This is a genomic window from Nocardiopsis dassonvillei subsp. dassonvillei DSM 43111 (genome assembly GCF_000092985.1).
GTDB classification, from domain to species: domain Bacteria; phylum Actinomycetota; class Actinomycetes; order Streptosporangiales; family Streptosporangiaceae; genus Nocardiopsis; species Nocardiopsis dassonvillei.
Window position 1 is genome coordinate 5,119,762 of sequence record NC_014210.1, and the last position, 23,899, is coordinate 5,143,660.

Sequence of the window (23,899 nt, forward strand, 5' to 3'; positions counted from 1 at the left end):
GCGCGGGCGGCGAGCGGGGCGGAGGCGGGCTCAGGCCCGTCCTGCCTCCGCACCACCCTGCCCGGCCTCCGCGCCGCCCCGATCGGTCCCCGCACCACTCCCCTCGGCTTCCGTACCGCCCCTTCCGGTTCCAGCACTGTCCTCTTCGGCCCGCGCGCCCGCCGCCCGGCGCGGACGGGCCGCCGGGCTGAGGAACCCGGCGAACGCCACGAGGAGCAGGGGCACGACCAGGGCCGTACGCAACCCGTACGCCTCCCCCAGCAGGCCGAGCACGGGCGGCCCGACCAGGAACGCGACGTAGCCGAGCGTCGCCACCAGGGAGACCCGGGCCGCGGAGTCGGGCCCGGAGTCCCCGGCCGCCGACAGTGCCACGGGGAAGCCCAGCGAGGCGCCCAGTCCCCACAGGACCACGGCCGCCGCCGCCAGGGCCGGGCTGTCCGCACCGGCCACCAGCCCCATGCCCGCCACCCCGGCCAGCGCGCTCGCCCCGAGCACGCGGGCCCTGCCGAAGCGCGCCAGGAAGTAGCCCCCGGCGAAGCGCCCGACCGTCATCGACGCGGCGAAGACGGCGTAGACCATCGACCCCAGGGCCGGGTCGAAGCCGTGGCCGTCGACCATGATCAGCGGGAGCCAGTCGTTGGCGGTGCCCTCGGCCAGGGCCATCGCGAGCACGATGAGGCCGATCAGCACCAGGCGCGCGTCCTTCCACAGCGCGCGTCCGCCGCCCGCGCTCCCCTGGCCGGAGGCGCGCGGGAGCGCCCTGCCGGTGCCGGGGGGCAGGGAGCCGAAGAGCGTCGCCGCCACCGCCAGGGTCAGGACGCCCATCGCCGCCAGGTGCCACGCCACGGGGAACCCGACTGCGGTGAGCGCCATGCCGACGAGGGCGCCGATCACGGTCCCCAGGCTGAAGAAGCCGTGCATGCGCGGCAGCAGCGGCTCGGCCATGACCCGCTCGACGTCGGCTCCCTCGATGTTCATCGCGATCTCCCCAGCGCCCATGCCCAGCCCGAAGAGGAACAGGCCGAACGCGACGACGAGGGCGGACGAGAGGCCCGCGCCAAGACCGATGACGGGCAGGCTCCCCAGCATCGCGGCGGTCCCGGCCACGATGACCGGCCGTGCGCCCAGGCGGGCGACGACCGCCCCCGACCCGAGGACGCCGATCATGGAACCGATCGAGAGGCCGAACAGGACGAACCCCATCTCGGCGGTGGAGGCGCCCAGCGCGTCGCGGATGGCGGGCGTACGGGTGACCCAGGACGAGATCCCCAGCCCGGGCAGGAGGAACAGGACGCACAGCGCGAGGCGCCGACGGCCCACGGCGGTTCCCATGAAGGGCTCCCAGTGGAGTGGCGGTCAGTAGTGTGTACAAAAGTACACACTTGTGGACGCGGACGCCACGGGCGCGGACGGGGGCGGCCGCGTACCAGAATGGCCGTGGACGCAGGGCTCCGAGGCCGGAAGGGGAACATGGCCGGAACCAGGCGGGTGGCCAACGACCCGCGACGCAAGGAGCGCATCCTCGCCGCGGCGCTGGAGGTGATCGCCGAGCGCGGTGTGCACAGGACCACGCACCGGGCGATCGCCGAGCGCGCCTCGGTGCCCCTGGGCTCGCTCACCTACCACTTCGACGGCCTGTCCGCGATCCTGGAGCAGGCGTTCACGCACCTGGCGGGGACCATGTCGGAGTACTACGCACACCGGCTCGCGGCGGCGCGCGACCGCGCCGAGGCGTGCGAGGCCGTGGCCGACCTCATCTGCGGACCCGAGTACGCCACGCCCCACCAGTTCGCGCTGCTCTTCGAGATGTACTCCTACGCCAACCACGACGAGGCGGTCCGCAGGGCCGCGCGCGCGTGGATGGACGTCAGCCGCGCCTCCCTGTCCGCGCACTTTCCCCCCGAGGCGTGCCGCGCGCTGGACGCCCTGGTCGAGGGGTGGTCGCTGCACCGCCACTTCGAGCGTGACGAGGGCGGCCCGGACCGCGCGGTGGTCCTGGCGGCGGTGACCGCCGTCGCCGACCGGCTCGGCTGACCGGCGCCCCGGTCCTTCGGGTCGGGCGGGTGAAGGCGATGGCCTCCTCACCCGCGCCGGTGGGAGCGCGGCGGTCCGCGGTTACGGAACAGGCGGGACAGCGACTGGCGCACACCCCACTTGTAAAGCTATAGTTTACGAATGCAAGCTAGCTTGACAGAGGCGTTGCGGGTGTTGAAAGCGCGCACGGAGGCGTTCCTCGCGTCGCGTGTCCTGACGAGGGACGACGACTGGACCGACTCGATCAGGCGCGCCGTGAGCATGCAGACGGCCGCCGATGACGTCGTGCGTGCCGTCGTACAGCAGGCCCGGCAGAACGGTGCCACGTGGCAGGTCGTCGGTGACGCGCTCGGCGTGAGCCGACAGGCAGCGTTCCAGCGCTACGGCAAACCGATCGATCCAAGGACAGGAGAACCGATGAACACCACGCCGCTACCCGGCGTCGCCGAACTGGCCGCCTCGGTGATCGAGGACCTCGCGTCCGGGCGATGGTCGCGTGTCACCGAGCGGTTCGATCCGACCATGCGCGATGGCCTGTCAGAGGACGCGCTCGCCGCCGCGTGGGCGCAGATCGTCGGCCTGGCGGGAGCTTTCGAGGGGCATGGGGAGCCGGAGGTCACCCGGGCCGGCGACGTGACGATAACGAACACGCCGCTCTCGTTGGAGGCGGGCGACTACACGGCACGGATCGCGTTCCGCGACGACCGGACCATCGCCGGTCTGCACATCCTCGAAGGGCGGACGCCGTGACCGCCGCGTCCCCGCGCGGACCGAACACGCCCACGGCCCGGGGCGGAACCCGCATGAGCGGCCGCGACCTGCGGTCCATCGGGGTGTTCACCGCCCTGGCGTTCGCACTCGCCTGGCTCTTCGCGCTCCCGCTCTGGTTCGGTGACGGGCTCGCCGAACCCTGGTTCCCGCTCGTGGCCACCGCCACGATGACGACCCCCGCGATCGCCGCCCTCGTCGTCGTGTTCTTCGTGGAGCGGCCCCGGCGGAAGGCGTGGACGCTCGGGCTGTGGCCGTTGACGCCGGTCCGCGGACTGCTCGGCTACGCCGCGCTGGGGATCGTCGTGCCCATCGCTCTCGTCCTGGCGGCGCTCCCTGTCGGCGCGCTGCTCGGGGTCTATCCGGCCGACTTCGCGCACTTCTCGGCGTTCCGGCAGGTCCTCGACGAGCAGGCCGGAACGGCCGGAATCCCGATACCGGTCGGCGCGCTCATCGCCATCCAGCTCGCCGCACTCCCCATGGCCGCGTTCATCAACCTCATCCCGGCGCTCGGGGAGGAACTCGGATGGCGCGGATGGCTGCTCCCGAAACTGATGCCGCTCGGTACGCTCCCCGCCCTCCTGGTCATGGGAGTCGTCTGGGGCCTCTGGCACGCTCCGCTCATCCTCCTGGGATACAACTACCCGGACGCGCCGGGCTGGGTCGGCGTGGCCGCGATGGTCGCCATGTGCGTCCTGGTCGGCGCGGTCTTCGGCTGGCTGCGGCTGCGATCGGGATCGGTGTGGCCCGCGGCCCTCGCCCACGCCGCGTTCAACGGGGCGGGCGGGACCTACCTCCTCTTCGCCGAGGCGGGCGAGCACGTCGACACCACGCAGGCCACGATCCTGGGCTGGAGCGGGTGGATCGTGCCGCTCGTACTCGTCGCGGTCCTGATCGCCACGGGACAGTTCTCCTCCGCGAAGCACCCGTCCGCCCCGCCGCCGAGGTAGCGGGCCCCCGCCGGACCGAGCCGCGCACCGGGCGACCCCGTCAGCCGAGGGACCGCGCGGGCGCCGCCGACCGGCGGCGCCCGGGCCCCGCGTCACATCTGTTCCAGCAGCACGTCCTCCACCGCCTCGGCGTAGGCGCGCACCGTCTGGTGGTCGAACAGCAACCGGGTGGGCACCGTGACGTCCAGCAGGCGTTCGACCTCGCGCACCACCTGGAGGCTGCGCACCGAGTCACCGCCGATGTCGAAGAAGTTGTCGTCGCGCCCGATGCGCTCCAGCCCCAGGGTGCGCCCCCACACCTCGGCCACGGCCTCCTCGGTGGGGGTGCTCGGCTCGACGTGGACGGGCGCGGCGGCGCGCGCCCAGGCGGGTTCGGGCAGGCGGGCGCGGTCCACCTTGCCGTTGGCGTTGAGCGGCAGCGCCTCCAGCACGGTGACGGCCGCGGGCACCATGTAGGCGGGCAGCTCGCGGGCCAGGCGCTCGCGCACCAGCTCCGCGTCCACCTCCCCTCCGGTGACGTAGGCGACGAGCTGGCGTCCGCCGGTGGGCGCCTCGGCCACGAGCACCACGGCCTGGGCGACCCCGGGCCCACGGAGCAGGGCGGCCTCCACCTCGCCCGTCTCGATGCGGAACCCGCGCAGCTTCACCTGGCCGTCCGCGCGGCCCACGAAGACCAGGCGTCCCTCGGCGGACCAGCGCACCAGGTCGCCGGTGCGGTAGAGCCGCCCTCCGTCGTCGAAGGGGTCGGCCACGAAGCGCTCGGCGGTCAGGCCGGGCTGGCCGTCGTAGCCGCGCGCCGTCCCCGGCCCGGACAGGTACAGCTCGCCCACCGCGCCGGGCGGGACCGGGCGCAGTGCCCCGTCCAGGACGTGGGCGCCGGTGGCGTCCATGGGACGGCCGATCGGGCAGTGCCCGGCGTCGGCCTCCTCCGCGCTCAGCGGGGTGCACGTGGCGAAGGTGGTGGCCTCGGTGGGCCCGTACACGTGCACCAGCTTTGTGTCGGGGCACGTCCGGCGCACGCGGGCGAGGGAGGCCGGGTCGGCGGCCTCCCCGCCGGTCCATAGCTCGCGCAGCCCCGCGAAGCACTCCGGGTCCTGCTGGGCGAAGAGGTTGAACAGGGCGGTGGTGAGGAAGACCGCGCTGACCCCGTGCCGGGCGGTGTGCTCGCGCAGGGCGTCGGCGGAGACCGGCCCGTCCGCCACCACCGCGGTTCCGCCGTTGAGCAGCGGCACCCAGACCTCGTAGGTGGCGGCGTCGAAGGCGTGCGGGGAGTGGAACAGCACCCTGTCGTGGCCCTCGCGCCAGCGGGAGTCGGCGCTGAGGGCGACCACGGCCCGGTGGTCGACCACCACGCCCTTGGGCGTGCCCGTGGAGCCCGAGGTGAACATGACGTAGGCGGCGGTGTGCCCGTGCACCGGACCCCGGCGGGCACCGGCCCTGCCCCCGCCCCCGCCCCCGGCGGTCGTACTCGCACCGGCTCCGGTCCCTGCGTCGACACCAGGACCCGAGCCCCCACCGACATCAGCGTTCGCACCGGCCCCGGCTACCGATCCAGGGGTCACACCCGGGCCGCCGTCCGCACCACCGACAGCATCAGCCCCGGCACCAGCACCAGCACCAGCACCAGCACCAGACAGCGTGCCGTCCGCGGCGTAGCCCACCACCATCTCCATGTCCGCGCAGCGGTCGGCCATGCCGGGATCGGCCACGGCCACGCGCGCGCCCAGCGCGCGGGCCAGGGAGGCGACCCGCTCCGCCGGAACGGTCTCGTGCAGCGGCGCGTAGGCCGCCCCCGTGCGCAGGACGCCGAGCATGGCGGCCACCACCCGCGGCGAACGCGGCATGAGCAGCAGCACCCGGGACTCCGCGCCCACGCCCAGCGCGGCCAGGCGGTCGGCGACCCGGTCGGCCTCGGCGTCCAGTTCGGCGTAGGACCACTCGCCGTCCGCGCCGACCAGGGCGGTCGCCTCGGGGTGGCGGGCGGCCCGCTCGGCGAACAGGCCGGTGACGGTAGCGGCGGGCGGCTCCTCACCGCCCCCGTCGGCCAGGGCCAGCGACCGGGCCGGGTCGGCCCCGGCCACCCGGCCCAGGGGGCGGTCGGGGTCCTCGGTGAGCGAGACCAGGATGCGCTCCAGGTCGCCCAGCAGGCGATCCGCGGTCCCGGCGTCGAAGCACGCCGGGTCGTGCCCCAAGACCAGGCGCAGCCCGTCGGAGGCGTAGGCGCTCAGCGCGAGCGGGTAGTTGGTGGCCTCCACCGCGTTGACGAATCGGACCCGCAGCCCGTGTTCGGCGGCGGCGGCCTCGTCCACGGGGTAGTTCTCGAACACCACGACGCTGTCGAAGAGCGGGGTGTCCCCGGGCAGGCCCGCCTCGGCCTGCACGCGCGCCAGCGACAGGTGGTCCTGGGCCCGCGAGCGCGCCTGGTCCTCCTGGAGGCGGCGCAACCACCGCGCCACGGGCTCGGCGGGGTCCACGGCCACGCGCACCGGCAGGGTGTTGATGAACAGGCCCACCGCGGCCTCGACCCCGGGCATGTCGTCGGGGCGTCCCGAGGTGGTCGCGCCGAAGACCACGTCGGCCCGCCCCGAGTACGCGGACAGGAGCAGGGCCCACGCGCCCTGGACCACGGCGTTGACGGTCAGGCCGTGGGCGCGGGCGAAGGCGTGCACGGCCCCGGCCCGCTCCGGTGCGAGGGCGGCCTGGCTCCGGGCGCTGGAGCGGGCGGCGCGCAGGGCGGCGGGCGGCCGGTCGTAGGGCAGCGGCGTGGGCTCCGTGACGCCCTCCAGCACGCCCCGCCAGAAGGCGTGCCCCTCCTCCGCGTCGCGTCCGGCCAGGCGGCGCAGGTACTCCCGGTAGTCGGGGCGCGCGGCCGGGACGCCGCCCCGGTAGGCGGCCAGGACGTCCTCCATGACCAGGGGCAGGCTCCACCCGTCCAGGACGAGGTGGTGGAAGGTCCACACCAGGCGCACGGAGGCGTCGCCGGTGCGCAGCAGGGCCACCCGCAGGAGCGGGTCGCGGACGGGGTCCACGCCCCGGGCGGCGTCCTCGGCCAGATGGTCGGCCAGGGCACGCTCGCGCTCCTCCTCCGCCGCGCCGCGCAGGTCCAGGTGTGCCACCTCGACGGGGACGGCGCGGTGCACGAGCAGGACCGGTTCGGACAACCCCTCCCAGGCCACGCGGGCGCGCAGGACGGGGGTGGCCGCGACCACCCGCCGCCAGGCGCGGCCCAGGGCCCCGGGGTCGTCCACGCCGTCCAGGTCCACGACGACCTGCTCCAGGTAGGAGCCGGAGTCGGGCTCCAGGGCGGAGTGGAAGAACATGCCCTGCTGCATGGGGGTGAGCGGCCACACGTCCTGGACGTCGCGGCCGTCGCCGACGAGGCGGTCGACCTCGTCCTGCTCCAGGCGCACGAGCGGGAAGTCGGAGGGGGTGGCCCCGCCGTGGGCGGGGTCCAGGCAGTGCTCCACCAACGCGGCGAGTTCGGCGGCCATGGCCTCGGCGAGGCGGCGCACGGTGGCCGTGTCGTGGACGGTGGTGGCGTGGTACCAGTCGAAGACCAGGCGTTCGCCCTCGAAGCGGCCCACCACCTCGACCAGGTGGGCGCGCTCCTCGTCCGGGGAGTGCTCGCCGCCGGGGTTGAGCCGCATCGCGGTGTGCAGGGCGCCCCGGCCGGGGTCGGTGTCGAAGCGGCCCAGGTAGTTGAAGCTCACGCCGGGCGCGGGGTCGCGTTCCAGACGGGCCCGCTGTTCGGGCGTGCCCAGGTGGCGCAGGGCGCCGTAGCCCAGGCCGTTGCCGGGGACCGCGCGCAGCATCTCCTTGGTGGCGCGGATCCGCTCGGTCCGGTCGGGTCGGCCGGTGAGCACGACGGGGAACACGGTGGTGAACCAGCCCACGGTGCGTGAGGTGTCCAGGTCCTCGAACAGGTCCTCGCGGCCGTGCCCCTCCAGGTCCACGGGCACGCGCGCGGAGCCGGTCCACTCGCACAGCACCCGGCCCAGGGCGGACAGCAGCAGGTCGTTGACGCGGGTGCGGAAGGCCGCGGGCGCCTCGGCCAGCAGGCGGCGGGTGTCCTCCTCGGACAGCCCGGCGGTGACCACCTCCTGGTCGCGCACCAGGCCGTTGCCCCGGCCGGGGTGGTCGCGGGGCGGTTCGGCGCGGGTGGCGGCGACCTCGGCCCAGGTGTCGAGTTCGGCGTCGAAGGCCCCCTCGGCGGTGTGCCGGGCCAGGCGGTCGGCCCACACGGAGAAGGGTGTGGTGCGCGGCCCCGGGTCCACTGGCTCGCCCTCGGCGGCCTGGCGGTAGGCGGTGGCCAGGTCCTCCAGCAGCACCCTCCAGGACACCCCGTCCACGACGAGGTGGTGGGCGGTCAGCAGCAGCCGGGAGCCCTCGGGGCCGGAGTCGAGCAGGACGGCGGCGAAGACGGGGCCTCGGGCCAGGTCGAGGCCGCGGTGGGCGGCCCGAATGCTCTCCTCGGCCAGGTCGCGAGCCCGTCCGGGTTCGTGCCCGGACAGGTCGACCACGCTCAGCGGCGGGGCGGCCGTGCCGGGTTCGGCCACGCGCGGGCCGTCGCCGTCGCGGCGCAGCCGCAGCATGTCGTGGTGGTCGGCGAGGGCGGCCAGGGCGGTGCGCAGGGCGCGCGGCTCCAGGGGCCGGGCGAGGTCGAGCAGCACGGACATGGCGAAGTGGTCGGGGGCCACGGGGTGGGTGCGGTCGAACCAGCCCATGACGGGCGTGGCGGTGATCGGGCCGCTCACCGGCCCGGCGCCGGACGCGCCGGGCCGCCGCACCCGCGCCACCTCGGCCAGGGCGGCGACGCTGGGGTGGGAGAAGACGTCGCGGCTGCTCAGCTCCACACCGGCCAGGCGGGCCCGGGAGACCATCTGGATGCTGAGGATGGAGTCGCCGCCCAGGGCGAAGAAGTCGTCGTGCACGCCCACGCGCTCCACGGCCAGGACGGAGGCGAACACCTCGGCGAGGATCCGTTCGGTGTCGGTGCGGGGGGCGGTGTGCTCCCCGCCGTGCCCGGGGTCGGGCAGGGCGCGGCGGTCGACCTTGCCGTTGGCGGTCAGGGGCAGGGCGTCCAGGGCCACGACGGCGGCGGGAACCATGTAGCCGGGCAGGACGCGGGCCAGGGCGCGGCGCCACTCCTCGGCGGTCTCCTCGTCCGCCTCCCCGGTCGAGGGCACGGCGTAGGCGAGGAGTCTGCGCCCGCCGCCGGGTGCGGCGCGCACGAGGGCGACGGCCTCGGCGACGCCCTCCAGGGCGAGCAGGGCGGCCTCGACCTCGCCGGGTTCGATCCGAAAGCCCCGGATCTTGACCTGGGAGTCGGCGCGGCCGACGTACTCCAGCTCCCCGGAGCCGTTCCACAGCACGAGGTCGCCGGTGCGGTAGAGCCGTTCGCCGTCTCCCGCGGGGTCGGCCACGAAGCGCTCGGCGGTCAGTCCGGGGCGGCCCAGGTAGCCGCGGGCCACTCCGGCCCCGCCCACGTAGAGCTCCCCGACCGCGCCCGGGGGCACCGGGCGCAGGAGGGTGTCGAGCACCCGCGCGCGCATGCCGTCCAGGGGCGTGCCGACGGGCACGGTGCGCACCGGTTCCGCGGTGCGAGCGGCGGTGTGGTGGGCGGCGAAGGTGGTGGTCTCGGTGGGCCCGTAGCCGTTGGCGACCGCGGTGCCGGGGCAGGCCCGCAGCACCCGGTGCACGCTCGCCGGGCTGGCGGCCTCGCCCCCCGTGATGACCTCGCGCAGCGGGGCGAAGCAGGAGGGGTCCTGGGCGGCGTAGAGGTTGAACAGCGCGGCGGTGACGAAGGTCGAGGTGATCCGGTGGCGACGGACCAGCGCGCCGAACTCCTCGGCGCTCATGCGTCCGGGCGGCGCGACGACCACGGCCCCGCCGCGCAGCAGCGGCGTCCAGATCTCGTAGGTGGCGGCGTCGAAGGCGTGTGAGGAGTGGAACAGCACGCGCTCGTCGCGGCTCCCGCCCCACCGGGAGTCGCGCGCCAGGGCCACCACGTCGGCGTGCGTGACCGCCACGCCCTTGGGCTCTCCGGTGGAGCCGGAGGTGTGCATGACGTAGGCCAGCGCGCGCGGGTCTGCCTCGGGCAGGGGGTCCTCGGTCCGCACGGTCGGGTAGGGGCCGTGCCCGTCCAGGACCAGCACGCGCGCGTCGGTGCCCCCGGGCAGGCGGGAGCGCGAGGCGGTGTCGGTGACGATGACGCGCGCGCCGGTGCGTTCGACCGTCCAGGCCACGCGTTCGGCGGGGTCGTCGGGGTGGACGGGCACGTAGGCGCCCCCGGCGCGCAGCACCGCGAGCATCGCGGTGACCACGTGCGGCCCCCGCTCCAGCAGCAGCGGCACGGCGTCCTCCGTGCCGACCCCCCAGGCCCGCAGCAGGCGGGCCAGGTCGGCGGAGCGGGCGTCGAGTTCGGCGTAGGTCAGCGCCGGGAAGTCGCCGACCAGGGCCGGGGCGCGGGGGGTGCGGGCGGCCTGCTCGGCGAACGCGGCGGTCACGGAGGCGGGCGCGCCCTGGGCGGGGGCGTGCTCCCAGGAGTCCAGGAGGGCGCGTTCGGCCTCGGGCCGCAGGTCCAGGGCGGCCAGGTCCAGGCCGGGGTCGGCGACGACGGCGTCGGCCAGCCGGGACAGGGTGTCGGCCAGGGCCGCCACGCGCCCGGCGTCGTACAGGTCGGTGTTGTACTCCACCGACAGGCGCAGGGCGCCGTCGCGTTCGGCGTACTCGAAGACCAGGTCGGCCAGGGCGGCGGTGCGCGGCAGGTCGACCTCCTCGGCGCGCAGGCCCTCCAGTTCCAGCCCACCGGTGTGGGCGTTCTGGAGGACCATCAGCGCCTGGAACAGGGGGCCGCGGGAGGGGTCGCGCTCGGTGACCAGGGCGTCGACGACGCGGTCGAAGGGCATCTCGTGGGCGAGGGCGGCGTCGGCCTCGGCGCGCACCTGCCCGACGAACTCGGCAGCGGTGGTGCCCGGCCTCAGGCGCGAGCGGAGCACGACCGGGTTGACGAAGAAGCCGACCACGTCCTCCAACTGGGGGTGGTCGCGTCCGGCGGAGGCCGCGCCCAGGGCGACGTCGGCCGAGCCCGACGCGGCCGAGAGCACGGCCTGGGTCAGGGCGGCCAGGGTCGCGAAGAGCGTGGCGCCGCACGCCCCGCCCAGCGCGCGCAGGCCCCGGAGCTGGTCGGGGGTCAGGCGGGTGCGGTGCACGGCGCCGGCTGTGGTGCGCCGGGCGGGCCGGGGCCGGTCGGTGGGCACGGCCAGCGGGGGCACGTCCTCCAGGACGCGCGCCCAGTACTCCAGGCGGTGCCGGGCCTCGGGCCCCTCCCAGCGGCCCTGCTCCCAGACGGCGAAGTCGGCGTAGTCGGTCTCCGCGCGGGTGTCGGGCTCCTCGCCGCGCACGGCGGCCCGGTAGTACGCGGCGAGGTCGCGGTGGAGCAGGTCGACCGACCAGCCGTCGCAGGCGATGTGGTGGGTGCTCAGGACCAGGACGTGGTCCCGCTCGTCCAGGCGCAGCAGCAGGGCGCGGGTGGGCGGCCCCGCCACGAGGTCGAAGGGGGTGTCCACCTCGCGCAGCAGGTGCCGGTGCAGCTCCCGCTCGCGGTCGGCCGGGTCGGCGGAGGGGATCTCGCGCACGGTGAGCAGGTAGGCGCGGGGTTCGCGCACGTACTGGACGGGCTCGCCGTCGACGGTGTCGTAGGTGGTGCGCAGGGCCTCGTGGCGCTGCTGGAGCAGTTCCAGGGCGCGGCCGAGCGCGGACACGTCGAGCGGTCCGCGCAGGCGGAAGGCGCTTCCGGTGTGGTACTCGGCGCTGTCGCCGTCGAGCTGGTGCAGGAACCACAGGCGGCGCTGGGCGGCCGACAGCGGCAGCGGTCGGCCGCGCCCGGCCGGGGCGATGGGTTCCTCGCGGCGCCCGGCGTCCTCGGCCGCGGCGATGCCCTCGGGGGTGGGGTGGCGGAACAGCGCGCGCGGGTCGAGGCCGGTGCCCAGGCGCTCGCCCAGGCGCCAGGCCACGCGGGCGGCGAGGATGGAGTCGCCGCCCAGGGCGAAGAAGTCGTCGCGGGCGCCGACGCGCTCCAGGCCCAGGGCCGCGGCGAACTCCTCGGCGGCGGCGCGTTCGGCGCCCTCGCGCGGCTCGACGTGGTCGGCGGCGGAGCGGACGGCGGGCGCGGGCAGGGCGCGGTGGTCGACCTTGCCGTTGGCGGTCAGGGGCAGCGCGTCCAGGGCCACGACGGCGGTGGGAACCATGTAGCCGGGCAGGCGGTCGGCCAGGCGTTCGCGCAGGGCGCCGGTGTCGGCGGTCCCGACGACGTAGCCGACCAGGACGCGCGCGCCCGGGGCGTCCTCGCGGACGGTGACCAGGGCCTGGGAGACGCCGTCCTGGGCCAGTAGCGCGGCCTCGATCTCCCCGGGTTCGATCCGGAAGCCCCGGATCTTGACCTGGGAGTCGGCGCGGCCGACGTACTCCAGCAGGCCGTCGGCGTCGCGGCGCACCAGGTCGCCGGTGCGGTAGAGCCGCTCGCCGCCGCCGAGGGGGTCGGCCACGAAGCGTTCGGCGGTCAGTCCGGGGCGGCCCAGGTAGCCGCGGGCCACCCCGGCCCCGCCCACGTAGAGCTCCCCGACCGCGCCCGGCGCGACCGGAACCAGCCGGTCGTCGAGCACCCGGGCGCGCATCCCGTCGAGGGGCGTGCCTATGGGCACCGACAGCAGCGGGGGCCGGTCGCGGTCCACGGCGAAGTGCGTGGCGAAGGTGGTGGTCTCGGTGGGCCCGTAGCCGTTGGCGACCGCCGTGCCGGGGCAGGCGTCCAGCACGGCGCGGACCGCGCCGGGCGGGACGGCCTCTCCCCCGGCGATGACCTCGCGCAGCGGGGCGAAGCAGGAGGGGTCCTGGGCGGCGAACAGGTCGAACAGGGCGGCGGTGACGAAGGTGGAGGTGATCCGGTGGCGGCGGGCCAGCGCGCCGAACTCCCCGGCGGTGAGCCGCTGCGGCGGAGCGACGACCACGGCGCCGCCGCGCAGCAGCGGTACCCAGATCTCGTAGGTGGCGGCGTCGAAGGCGTGCGAGGAGTGCAGCAGCACGCGCCGGTCACGGCCGCCGCCCCAGCGGGGGTCGCGCGCCAGCGCCACCACGTCGGCGTGCGTGACCGCCACTCCCTTGGGCTCTCCGGTGGAGCCGGACGTGTGCATGACGTAGGCCAGCGCGCGGGGGTGGGGGGCGGGCAGCTCCGGTCCGGTGACCCCGTTGGCGGAGCCGTCCCCGGTGGCACGGTCCCCGGTTGAGCCGCCCCCGGCGGAGTCGCCCCTGGTGGAACCGCCCACGGCCGTGCCCTCCCCGGCGGCACCGTCCTGGGCCGTGCCGCCCCGTCCGTCCACTCCGGTCTCCGGGCCGCCCTCCGCGTCCAGGTCGATGATCCGGGCCAGGTCGGCCAGGCGGGCGGGCAGGCGGGGGCCGAGCGCGCGGTCGGTGAGCACCAGGCGCGCGCCGGTGCGCTCGGCGGCGGCGAGCACCCGCTCGGCGGGTTCGTCGGGGTGGACGGGCACGTAGGCGCCCCCGGCGCGCAGCACCGCGAGCATCGCGGTGACCACGTGCGGCCCCCGCTCCAGCGCGAGCAGGACGGTGCCCTCGGGTGCGAGCCCGCGGGCCAGCAGCAGGCGCGCCAGGTCGGCGGAGCGGGCGTCGAGCTCGGCGTAGGTCACCGTGGGGAAGCCGCCGAGCAGGGCCGGGGCGTCGGGGGTGCGGGCCGCCTGCGCGGCGAAGGCATCCGGGACCGAGGAGGGCGGGGCCGTGTCCGCGGGGTCGGGGGCGGGACGGGTGGACTCCTGGGAGGACAGCACGTGACGGCTCCTGGCGCGTGTTCGGGAGGGAGGACGGCGGAGGGTCGGGTGTGGGGGCGGTGTGGGGGTCCGGCCGCCCGCCGCCTCGGTGGTGACGTGGCCGTCCGGCGGCGGGCGGGCGGACGCGAATCGGACCGCCATTCCCAGCGGACCGCCGGACGTCAACAGAGCGTGCCATACCGGCTTATCCAACCGGGCACTTTACCAAAAACACCTTCATCCAGATATTCCCTTCGGCGACAGATAACCCCAGACCGAGCACCTTGCACCACACGGAATACTCAAGCCCCAAATCAGACAAAATAGAGTAAAAGCCATATTCAACATATCGCGCCAGCACAAAGCCATGTAAAGCGAACAAAAGCCACACAAGAGCGGAAGGTTTGGATACCGTACGGAGTGGTTAAATTACTCAAAGTAAAGGATCGGGCAATACCTGTCCACATGCGGCCATCAGGGAAATCCCTCCTCCGCCCGCAGGTCAGCCCCGTACGCACGCCCCCGACGTACGACACCGCCGAAACCACACCCCCACCCCGGGCCCCGACGGCCGCACCCCGAGGCCGCCCCACGGGAGCACACCCGCCCGGGCGGGCACATCACCGCCGCTCAGGACCTCGACAAGGCCCATACCACACCCCGGAACCCAGTACACGGGTTACTCCACAAAAGACCGAACCGCGTTCACCCGACGATCCCTTCGGCCCCGCTCCCGCAGAAGAACCGCCGTTTCAGCGACCAAAACAGCGCATACGCGAACAGGAGCACTATTGACCGCAATCCCCTCTTCACCAGCACGAACGGGTGACAAGGAACACAATCACGCGGGTAAACCCAGGCCGTTGTCGACCGACGTCCACAACGCGACACGACCCTCCCATCCAAGCCTTCACCGTCCCGACCGGAAGGCGAACCCCCTGCTAACGGCGGGGATACACCGGGAAAAACACGAAGGCCTCGGTACGGGGCTAATGTCTTCACACCCCGGAAATCTCCTGGAAGGCCCGGACCGTATTCCCCGTCACCTGGTTCCCGACATATCCGAAACCCTTGCCAAGATTCGAAGCGATATGTGAGTATCCGTGGCACGTGCGGTGTACCGCCCCGTCCCCACCGAAGCGACCGGCCGCTCCCGTCCCGAGCGCCGGCCTTTCGGGTGCCCTCCGACTCCCACGAGGAGAACGTCGTGCGCGACGCCCTGTCCGACCTGCTCCGCCGGACCTCTCACCAGGCCGGCGTCCCCGGAGCCCAACTGGCGGTCTACCACCGCGGTGAGCTGCACACCTGCGCCACCGGGGTGGAGAACATCCAGACGGGGCGCCCCGTGGCGCCCGACTCGCTCTTCCCGATGGGGTCGGTGACCAAGACCGTCACCGCCGCCCTGGTCATGCAACTGGTGGAGGACGGAGACGTCGACCTCGACGCCCCGGTCCTGGACCACCTGGGCGGGTCCTCCCCCGACCACCCGCTGCGGGGCGCCACCCCCCGCCAGCTGCTCAGCCACACCGCCGGGCTGGTCTCGGAGCGCTCCGAGACCGCGCCCGCGCCCTCCCTGCGCCGCTACGTCTCCTCGCTCGCGCCCGAGGACCGCGTCGCCGAGCCGGGCACGCTGTTCTCCTACTCCAACACCGGCTACGCCGTGGCGGGCCGGCTCGTGGAGACCGTCACCGGGCAGAGCTGGTGGGAGACCGTGGAGTCGCACCTGTGCGGCTCCACCGGCATGGAACTGGCGCCGGTCCTGGCGCCGCGCCCCTTCCCCACCGCCGACCTGGTCACCGGACACGCCGTCGACGGCGCGGGCCGGGCCCACCCGGTGGGCTTCCACATCGAACCGGCGCTCGCCCCGGCCGGGGGCCTGGCCGCCAGCGCCACCGCCCTGGCCGCCTTCGGCCGCGCCTTCCTCGACCCCGAGCACGCCGCCCTGGACGGCGAGGTCGCCGCACCAGACGTGCTGCGCGAGATGGGCCGCTCGGTGAGCGTGGCCGACCCCTTCGGCCTGGCCGACGGCTGGGGCGCCGGGTGGTCGCTGCACCTGGCCGGTGACCGCCTGTGGTACGGCCACGACGGCACCCTGGACGGCGCCACCTGCAACCTGCGTGTGGACCCCGAGGGCGGCTCGGTGGTGGCGCTGACCACCAACGCCACCACCGGCGTGACCGCCTGGGAGCACGTGGTCCGCGGCCTGCGCGAGCTGGGGGTGGACGTGGGCCACTACCGCCAGCCCGACGCCGCGGCCGAGGGCACCGCCACCGGGCCCGGCCCGGGCCGCGTCACGGGGCGCTACGGCAACGGCGGCCTGGTCGCCGAGGTCGTCCCGGGCCGGGACGGGTACCGGCTGGTCATGTCCAACGGCTTCGAGGGCGCGCTGTCCACCGGCCCGGGCGGCGCCTTCCGCGTCGTCTCCGAGCGCCACGGCGGGATCGCGCTCAGCGGGCGTTTCCTGGCCGACCCCGCCGAGCCCCGGCGCGCCACGGCGCTCCAGTACAACGGGCGCACCCTGCGCCTGAGCGGGCTCGCCGTGGGCCCCAACGCCTGATCCACACCCTGCGCAGACGAGGACCGGCACAGCCACCATGAGCAGCGAAGCCACCGCCGACCCCACCACCGACGCCGCCCGGGCCAGGGCGCGCGAGGAGGTCCTGCGCCGCCTGCGCTCGCGCGGCGGGAGCGGCCAGGACATCCCGAGCGTGCCCCGCGACCGCCCGGCCGCGCTGTCCTTCGCCCAGCAGCGGCTGTGGGTCCTGGAGCAGATGGCTCCCGGCCGCACCGACTACAACTCCGCCCTGGTGCTGAGGCTGACCGGGGACCTGGACGCCGGGGCGCTGCGGCGCTCCCTGACCGCGCTCGTGCACCGGCACGAGTCCCTGCGCACGACCTTCACCGAGGTGGACGGCGAGGGGCGCCAGGTCATCGGCGCCCCCCGCGAGGTGGAGCTGCCGGTGACCGCCGCCGGGAGCCGCGAGGAGGCCGCCGAACTGGCGGCCCGCGAGTACGCCCTGCCCTTCGACCTGGAGCGCGGCCCCCTGATGCGGGCCAGGCTGCTGGCCGAGGGGCCCGGCGTCCACGTGCTGGTGCTGTGCCTGCACCACATCGTCACCGACGGCTGGTCCCTGGACCTGCTGCGCACCGAACTGGACACCCTCTACCGCGCCGCCACCGCCGACCCCGGACGCGCGCCGGAATCCCTGGCCGAGGAGCTGGGCGCGCCGCCCCTCCAGTACGCCGACTACGCCGCGTGGCAGCGCACGCGCCTGGACGGCCCCGCCCTGGACCGCTCGCTGGAGTACTGGCGCCGCAGGCTCGCCGACCCGCCCGTGCTCGAACTGCCCGCCGACCGCCCGCGCCCGGCCGTGCGCGAGGGAGCGGGAGACACCCTGCCCTTCGCGCTGTCCGCACCTCTGACGGAGCGCCTCGAACGCCTGGCCGCCGACCACGGCACCCACCTGTCCACGGTGCTGCTGGCCGCGGCCCAGGTGACCGCGGCCCGCTGGAGCCGCAACCCCGACGTGGTGCTGGGCACCGTCGCCTCCGGCCGCGAGGACCGGCGGCTGCACGCGACGGCGGGCTTCTTCGTCAACACCCTGGCCGTGCGCCAGCACGTGGACGAGGAGCTGTCCTTCGGCGCGCTGCTCGACCGGACGCGCGCCGGGTTCCTCGCCGACCTCGACCACGGTGAGGTCCCCTTCGACACGGTCGTGGACGCCGTCCTGACCGAACGCGACCCCGCCGTGCCACCGCTGGTACAGGCCGCCGTGGTCTTCCAGAGCGCCCAGGGGCCCGCGACGGGGCTGGGCGGCCTGGAGGCCGAGCCCGTGCCGGTGCGGCGCGGCCAGTCGGTCTTCGACCTGACCCTGGAGTTCCGTCCCGGCCCCGGCGGCGTCGCCGGTTCGGCCGAGTTCGACACCGCGCTCTTCGACCGCGCCACCGTGGAGCGCCTGGTCGGAGACCTGGTGCGGGTGCTGGAGAACGCCGAGGACCCCCGGCCGCTGCGCGCCGTGGCGCTGGTCGGCCCCGAGCGGGCCGGGGAGCTGGAGCGCTCCTGGACCGGGGAGCCCGGGCCCCGGCCGCGGAGCCTGCCCGAGCTGTTCGCCGAGCGGGCGCGCCTGCGCCCCGACGACCCCGCCCTGGTCGGCGCGGACCGCACCGTCTCCTTCGCCGAGGCGGACGGGCGGGCCGCGCGCCTGGCCCGGCGGCTGCGCGAACTCGGCGTGGCGCGGGGCGACCGCGTCGGCGTGTGCGTGGAGCGCGGCCCGGCCCTGGCCGAGGCCCTGCTGGGAGTGGTGTACGCGGGGGCGGTCTACGTCCCCCTGGACCCGGAGTACCCGAAGGAGCGCCTGGCCGCGATCCTCGACGACGCCGAGCCGCGCGCGGTGGTCGCCGACGCCGCGGGCGCCCGTCGCCTCCCCGGGGGCGGTCCGCTGGTGGACGCGGCCGACCCCGACGTGGACCGCGCGGAGCCGCTGCGCGAGCGCGTCCTCCCCGAGGACCCCGCCTACCTCATCTACACCTCCGGCTCCACCGGAAGGCCCAAGGGCGTCCTGGTGGCGCACCGCGGCCTGGCCGCCCTGGCCGCCTTCCAGGGCGAGCGCATGCGCGTGGGCCCCGGCTCGCGGTTGCTCCAGTTCGCCTCCCCCAGCTTCGACGCGGCCATCGCCGAGCTGGTGGTGGCGCTGCTCAACGGCGCGGCCGCCGTGCTGCTGCCGCGGCCGTCCCTGGCGGGCGAGGGCCTGCCCCGCGCCCTGCGCGAGCACCGCGTCACCCACGTGACCCTGCCGCCCGCGCTGCTGCCCGGCCTGTCCCCCGACGAGCTGGGCCCGGTGGAGCACCTGCTCGTTGCGGGCGAGGCCTGCCCCGGCGAGCAGGTCGCCCGCTTCTGCGGCGACCGGGCCGTGTACAACGGCTACGGCCCCACCGAGTCCACCGTGTGCACCACCCTCAGCGCGCCGCTGACGGACGGCGGCATCCCTCCCCTGGGCGACCCCGCGACGGGCACCCGCGTACGGGTCCTGGACCGCTGGCTGCGCCCGGTGCCCGACGGCGTCCCCGGCGAGCTCTACATCAGCGGCGACGGGCTGGCCCACGGCTACCTCAACCTGCCCGGCACCACCGCCGCGCGCTTCGTCGCCGACCCGGACGCCGAGGGCGGGCGCATGTACCGCTCCGGCGACCTGGTCCGCCGCGTCGGCGGGCGGCTGGAGTTCCTCGGCCGCACCGACGACCAGGTCAAGATCCGCGGCCACCGCGTGGAGCCGGGCGAGGTCGAGCACGCCCTCACCCGCCTGCCCGGGGTCGAACGGGCCGTGGTCGTGGTCGACGGCACCGGAGCCTCGCGCCGCCTGGTCGCCTACGCCGTCCCCTCCCCCGGGCACGCCCCGACCCCCGCCGACCTGGAGCGGGCCGCCCGTGTGCTCCCCGCCTACATGGTCCCGGCGGCCTTCGTCGTGTTGGAGAGCGTCCCGGTCACCGCCAACGGCAAGACCGACCGGCGCGCCCTGCCCGCCGTGGACTGGGCCGCGCGCTCCGGCGCCGGGCACACGGCCCCGCGCAACCGCGCGGAGCGGGAGCTGGCCCGGGTGTGGTGCTCCCTGCTGGGCCTGGAGCGCGTCGGCGTGCACGACGACTTCTTCCGCGTGGGCGGCGACTCCGTCACCGGCGTGCGCGTGCTCGCCCGCGCCGCCGAGCGGCTGGGCTACCGGCCCCCGCTGCGCGCGCTGTTCGAGCGGCCCACCATCGCGGCGCTGGCCGAGCTCTACGACGGCTCCGGCGACCGCCGCGACGCGCCCGCGCGGACGGAGCGCCAGGGCCCCGCGCCCCTGTCCGCCGCCCAGCGCCGGATGTGGTTCCTGGACCAGTACTCGCCCGGAGGGTCCGGGTACAACTCCGGCGGCGCGCTGCGCCTGACCGGTGAACTGGACACCGCGGCGCTGGAGCGGGCCCTGCACGCCCTGTCCGCGCGCCACGAGGCGCTGCGCACGGTCTTCCCCTCCCGGGACGGCACGCCGCACCAGGTCGTGCTCCCCGATTCCGGTCTGCCCGTGGAGACGGTCGAGCTGGACGGCCCGCCCGGCGCCGGACGCGAGGAGCGGCTGGACGCTCTGCTGGAGGAGTTCGCCGCGCGTCCCTTCGACCTGGCCGGTGGACCCCTGACCCGGGTCCTGCTGGTGCGCGTGGACGAGGGCGACCACGTCCTCTCCGTCGCCATGCACCACATCGTCACCGACGCCTGGTCGATGTCGGTGCTCTTCGGGGACCTGGGCGCGCTCTACGAGGCCGCCCGCGAGCGGCCCGGCGTCCCGGCCGACGCGCTGCCCGGCGCCGCGGACCTGGAGCCGGTGGGCCTGCGCGCCACCGACGTGGCCGTGTGGCAGGAGGAACGGGCCCGCTCGGGCGCCTTCGAGGAACACCTGCGGTACTGGCGCGAGCAGCTCGCCGGGGTGGAGCCCCTGGCGCTGCCGACCGACCGGCCCCGGCCCGCCCGGCGGCGCGGCCTCGGCGCCGCGCGCGCCTTCGAGGTCCCCGCGCGGGTGCGCGAGGGCGTCCGCGCGCTGGAGTCCGAGCACGGCCTGACGCTGTTCATGGTGCTGGCCGCCGCCACCGCGGTGACCCTCGCACGCCACAGCGGCCAGCGCGACCTCGTGCTGGGCACGGTGACCTCCGGGCGCGACGACGCGGCCCTGGAGAACACGGTCGGGTTCTTCGTCGACACCGTGGCCCTGCGCCTGCGGGTGGACCCCGACGCGAGCGCGGCCTCGCTGCTCGCCGACGTGCGCGAGACCGTCCTGGCCGCGTTCGAGCACGGCGAGGTGCCCTTCGACGGCGTCGTGGACGCGACCGGGCAGGAACGCGACCCCTCCCGCCCCACCCTGGTCCAGGCGCTGGTCACCCTGCGCAACACACCGGGCGCCCCCTGGAGGGTCGGCGGACTCCGCGCGCGCCCGCACGACGTCGTCCACCGGCACACCCAGTTCGACCTGACGGTGGAGTTCGCGGAGGAGGACGGGCGGCTGCTGGGCGCGGTGGAGTACGACACCGACCTGTTCGACGCCCGAACCGCCGACCGGATCGCCCACCACCTGACCGCCGTCCTCGACCTGCTCTCCCGCGCGCCCGGGGCGCCCGTGCGCTCCCTGGCCCCCGCGCCCGCCCCGGAGGAGGCCGAGGCCCTGCGGTCCTGGGGCACCGGCACGCCCGGCCACCCCCCGGCCTCGGTGCCCGGCGTGTTCGGCGAGCGGGCGCGCGAGAACCCCGACCACCCGGCCCTGGCGGGCCCCGGCACGGCGGTGACCTACGCCGAACTGGACCGCGCCTCCGCCGCCCTGGCGGCGCGGCTGCGCTCGCTGGGGGTGGGGGCCGAGACGCCCGTGCCCCTGCTGCTGGAGCGGGGGCCGCACGTGGTCACCGCGATGCTCGCGGTGCTGCGCGCCGGGGGCGCCTACGTCCCCGTCCACCCCGACGACCCCGCCGAACGCGTCCGCCTGCTGGTCGCCGAGACGGGGGCGCCCTGCGCGATCACCGACACCGCCTCCGCCGACCGGGTGCCGCCGACCTGCACGGCGGTGCTGGTCGACGCCGCCGACGCCGCACCGGCCACGGACGTCGGGGCGCGTGGACTGGACGGCGCCCGCCCCGACCAGCTCGCCTACGTCATGTACACCTCCGGTTCCAGCGGCGCGCCCAAGGGCGTGGCGGTGACCCACGCCGACGTGGTGCGCCTGGCCGCGGACCGGCGCTGGTCCGGCGGGCACGCCCGGCGCACGCTCTTCCACTCCTCACACGCCTTCGACGCCGCCACCTACGAGATCTGGGCGGCGCTGCTGACCGGCGGCACCGTCGTGGTGGCCCCGCCGGGGCGCCTGGACGCGGACGGCTTCGCCGCCCTGGTGTCGGAGCACCGGGTCAGCGCCACCTTCGTCACCGCGGCGCTGTTCAACCTCTACGCCGCGCAGGACCCCTCCTGCTTCACCGGGATGGAGCAGGTCATCACCGGGGGCGAGGCGGCCAGCCCGCACGCGGTGGAGCGGGTGCGCCGCGCCTGCCCGGACACGATCGTGGCCAACGGCTACGGGCCCACCGAGACCACCACCTTCGCCGCCCACCACGCGCTGCCCCGGGAGGGCGCCACGCCCGAACCGGTGCCGATCGGCCGCCCCCTGGACGGCACCCGGCTGCACGTGCTGGACGAGCGGCTGCGGCCGGTCCCGGTGGGCGCGGTCGGCGAGCTGTACGTGGGCGGCCGGGTCACCCGCGGCTACCACGGCCGCCCCGGGCTGACCGCCGAGCGCTTCGTGGCCGACCCCTTCGGCGACGGCGGGCGGCTCTACCGCACCGGTGACCTGGTGCGCTGGAACAACTCCGGCGAACTGGAGTACACCGGCCGCGCCGACTCCCAGGTCAAGCTGCGGGGCTTTCGCATCGAACCCGGGGAGGTGGAGGCGGCCCTGCTGCGCCTGCCCGACGTGGCGCAGGCCACCGTCCAGGTGCACCGCTCCGCCTCCGGAGCGCGCGGCCTGGTCGCCTACGCGGTCCGCGCTCCGGGAGCGGACGCGGACCTGCCGGACCTGCGCGAGCGGCTGCGCCGGACCCTGCCCGACTACATGGTCCCGGGCGCCGTGGTGTTCCTGGACGCCATCCCCCTCAACGCCAACGGCAAGGTGGACCGGGCCGCCCTGCCCGAGCCCGCCGAGCCCGGGGAGCGCGCCGCCCCGGACGCGGCCCCCCGCGGCGCCGTCGAGGAGGCGCTCGCGGATATCTGGGCGGAGCTGCTGCGGGTCGCGGACGTGGGCCGCCACGACAACTTCTTCTCGCTGGGCGGCGACTCGATCCTGAGCATCCAGATGGTCTCGCGGGTGCGCGAGGCCGGATGGAACATCACCACGCGCGACGCCTTCCTGCACCAAACCGTCGCCGACCTGGCCGCCGCGGCCGAGCGGGGCGGGGCCGCGGACGGCGCGCCCGTGCGGATCCCGGTCACCGGAACCGTCCCGCCCACGCCGGTGGAGCGCTGGTTCCTGCGCACCCGCACGCGCCGCCCCGAGCACTTCGACATGTCACTGCTGTTCGAGGCGGCCGAGGGCACCGACCCCCGGCTGTGGGCGCGGGCCGCCGACAGCCTGCCCGCGCACCACGACATGCTGCGGCTGCGGGTCACCGACACCGCGGACGGCCCGCGCGGGCACCTGGACGCCGACGCGGCGCCCGGCGCCAGGGTGGTGCGCGTGGACGGCGGCGACGGGGAGCTGGAGCGGGCGGTGGAGCGCGAGGCCCTGCGCGAGCGCCCCGCCAAGCGGCTCGCGGAGGGGCCCCTGTTCGAGGCGGTGGTGTTCGACCCGGGCGGGCGCCGGGCTCCGCGCGTGCTGCTGTCGGCGCACCACCTGGTGGTCGACGCCGTGTCCTGGCGGGTGCTGCTGGAGGACCTGGCCACCGCCTACGGTCAGCTGGAGCGCGGGGAGGCGGTGGACCTGGGAGCGCCCACCACCCCCTTCCCCGAGTGGGCGCGCCGCCTCGGGGACCACACCGCCCGGGGCGCCTTCGACGGGGACGCCGGGTACTGGGCCGACCTCGCGACCCGGGCCGCGGACGCCCGCCTGCCGGTGGAGCTGGACTCGGGCCCCAACGACGTGGCCTCCCAGCGGATCGTCACGGCCTCCCTGTCGGCGGAGGAGACCGAGGCGCTGCTGCGCCGGGTGCCCGGCACGCTGCGCAGCAGCATCGACGACGTGCTGCTCGGCGCGCTGGGCCGGGTGCTGACCGACTGGAGCGGCGACCCCCGCCTGCTGGTGGCCAAGGAGGGCCACGGCCGCGAGGACCTGTTCGACGACGTGGACCTGTCCCGCACGGTGGGCTGGTTCACCGCCATCCACCCGGTGCTGCTGGAGGTCCCCCCGGGCACCGGCACGGCCGAGGCGGTGGCCGCCGCCCGGGCCCAGCGGCGGGCGGCGCCGGAGGCGATCGGGTTCGGGGCGCTGCGCGAGCTGGGCGGCGACGGGGTTCCGGCTCCGCTGGCCGCGATGCCCGAACCCCGGGTGGCCTTCAACTACCTGGGGCGGTTCGGCGACCGGGACGGCGGCCCCGTGGGGCGTCTGCTGCCCCTGCCGCCGTGCGACCACGCCCCCCAGGAGGAGCGCACCGGCCTGTTCGACGTGACCGGCGGCGTCACCGGCGGGCGGCTGGAGTTCTCCTGGACCTACTCGGCCAACCGGCACCGGCCCGAGACGGTGCGGGCCCTGGCCGACGAGTACACCGAACGGCTGCGCGGCCTCGTGCGCGAGGCCGGGCGGGGGCGCGCGCGGAACCGCCGGGCGCGCTGACCGT

At 75.8% G+C, this 23,899-nt stretch carries 7 protein-coding genes; 5 read left to right on the forward strand and 2 right to left on the reverse strand.

From position 1 onward, the window contains the following. Positions 1-30 precede the first annotated feature (30 nt). A complete protein-coding gene (locus NDAS_RS21250) occupies positions 31-1,332 on the reverse strand; it encodes an MFS transporter (protein WP_013155299.1) in 1,302 nt (433 codons plus the stop codon). A 138-nt stretch (positions 1,333-1,470) separates the two neighbouring features. Here NDAS_RS21250 and NDAS_RS21255 point away from each other — a divergent pair, with 138 nt between their 5' ends. The 3 genes from NDAS_RS21255 to NDAS_RS21265 all read left to right on the forward strand — a co-directional run bounded on the left by NDAS_RS21255 (position 1,471) and on the right by NDAS_RS21265 (position 3,752). Beyond that, complete coding sequence (locus NDAS_RS21255; RefSeq protein WP_013155300.1) at positions 1,471-2,034, forward strand: TetR/AcrR family transcriptional regulator; 564 nt, start codon at positions 1,471-1,473, stop codon at positions 2,032-2,034. 141 nt (positions 2,035-2,175) lie between these two features. Then, positions 2,176-2,784, forward strand: coding sequence for a DUF3887 domain-containing protein (locus NDAS_RS21260; RefSeq protein WP_049800322.1), 609 nt, complete (start codon positions 2,176-2,178; stop codon positions 2,782-2,784). 53 nt (positions 2,785-2,837) lie between these two features. Continuing rightward, positions 2,838-3,752, forward strand: a complete 915-nt coding sequence (locus NDAS_RS21265; protein ID WP_013155302.1) for a CPBP family intramembrane glutamic endopeptidase — start codon at positions 2,838-2,840, stop codon at positions 3,750-3,752. Between the two features lie 92 nt (positions 3,753-3,844). On the opposite strand, the gene NDAS_RS21270 is transcribed toward NDAS_RS21265, so the two are convergent. Then, complete coding sequence (locus NDAS_RS21270; RefSeq protein WP_013155303.1) at positions 3,845-13,588, reverse strand: non-ribosomal peptide synthetase; 9,744 nt, start codon at positions 13,586-13,588, stop codon at positions 3,845-3,847. Between the two features lie 1,156 nt (positions 13,589-14,744). Here NDAS_RS21270 and NDAS_RS21275 point away from each other — a divergent pair. Both NDAS_RS21275 and NDAS_RS21280 read left to right on the forward strand, forming a co-directional pair. Further along, positions 14,745-16,124 (forward strand): serine hydrolase domain-containing protein, encoded by a 1,380-nt coding sequence (locus tag NDAS_RS21275; protein ID WP_013155304.1) that lies wholly within the window; start codon positions 14,745-14,747, stop codon positions 16,122-16,124. A 37-nt stretch (positions 16,125-16,161) separates the two neighbouring features. Then, positions 16,162-23,895 carry a non-ribosomal peptide synthetase gene (locus tag NDAS_RS21280; protein ID WP_013155305.1) on the forward strand — a complete coding sequence of 2,578 codons (7,734 nt, stop codon included), beginning with the start codon at positions 16,162-16,164 and terminating at the stop codon, positions 23,893-23,895. Positions 23,896-23,899: the final 4 nt, after the last annotated feature.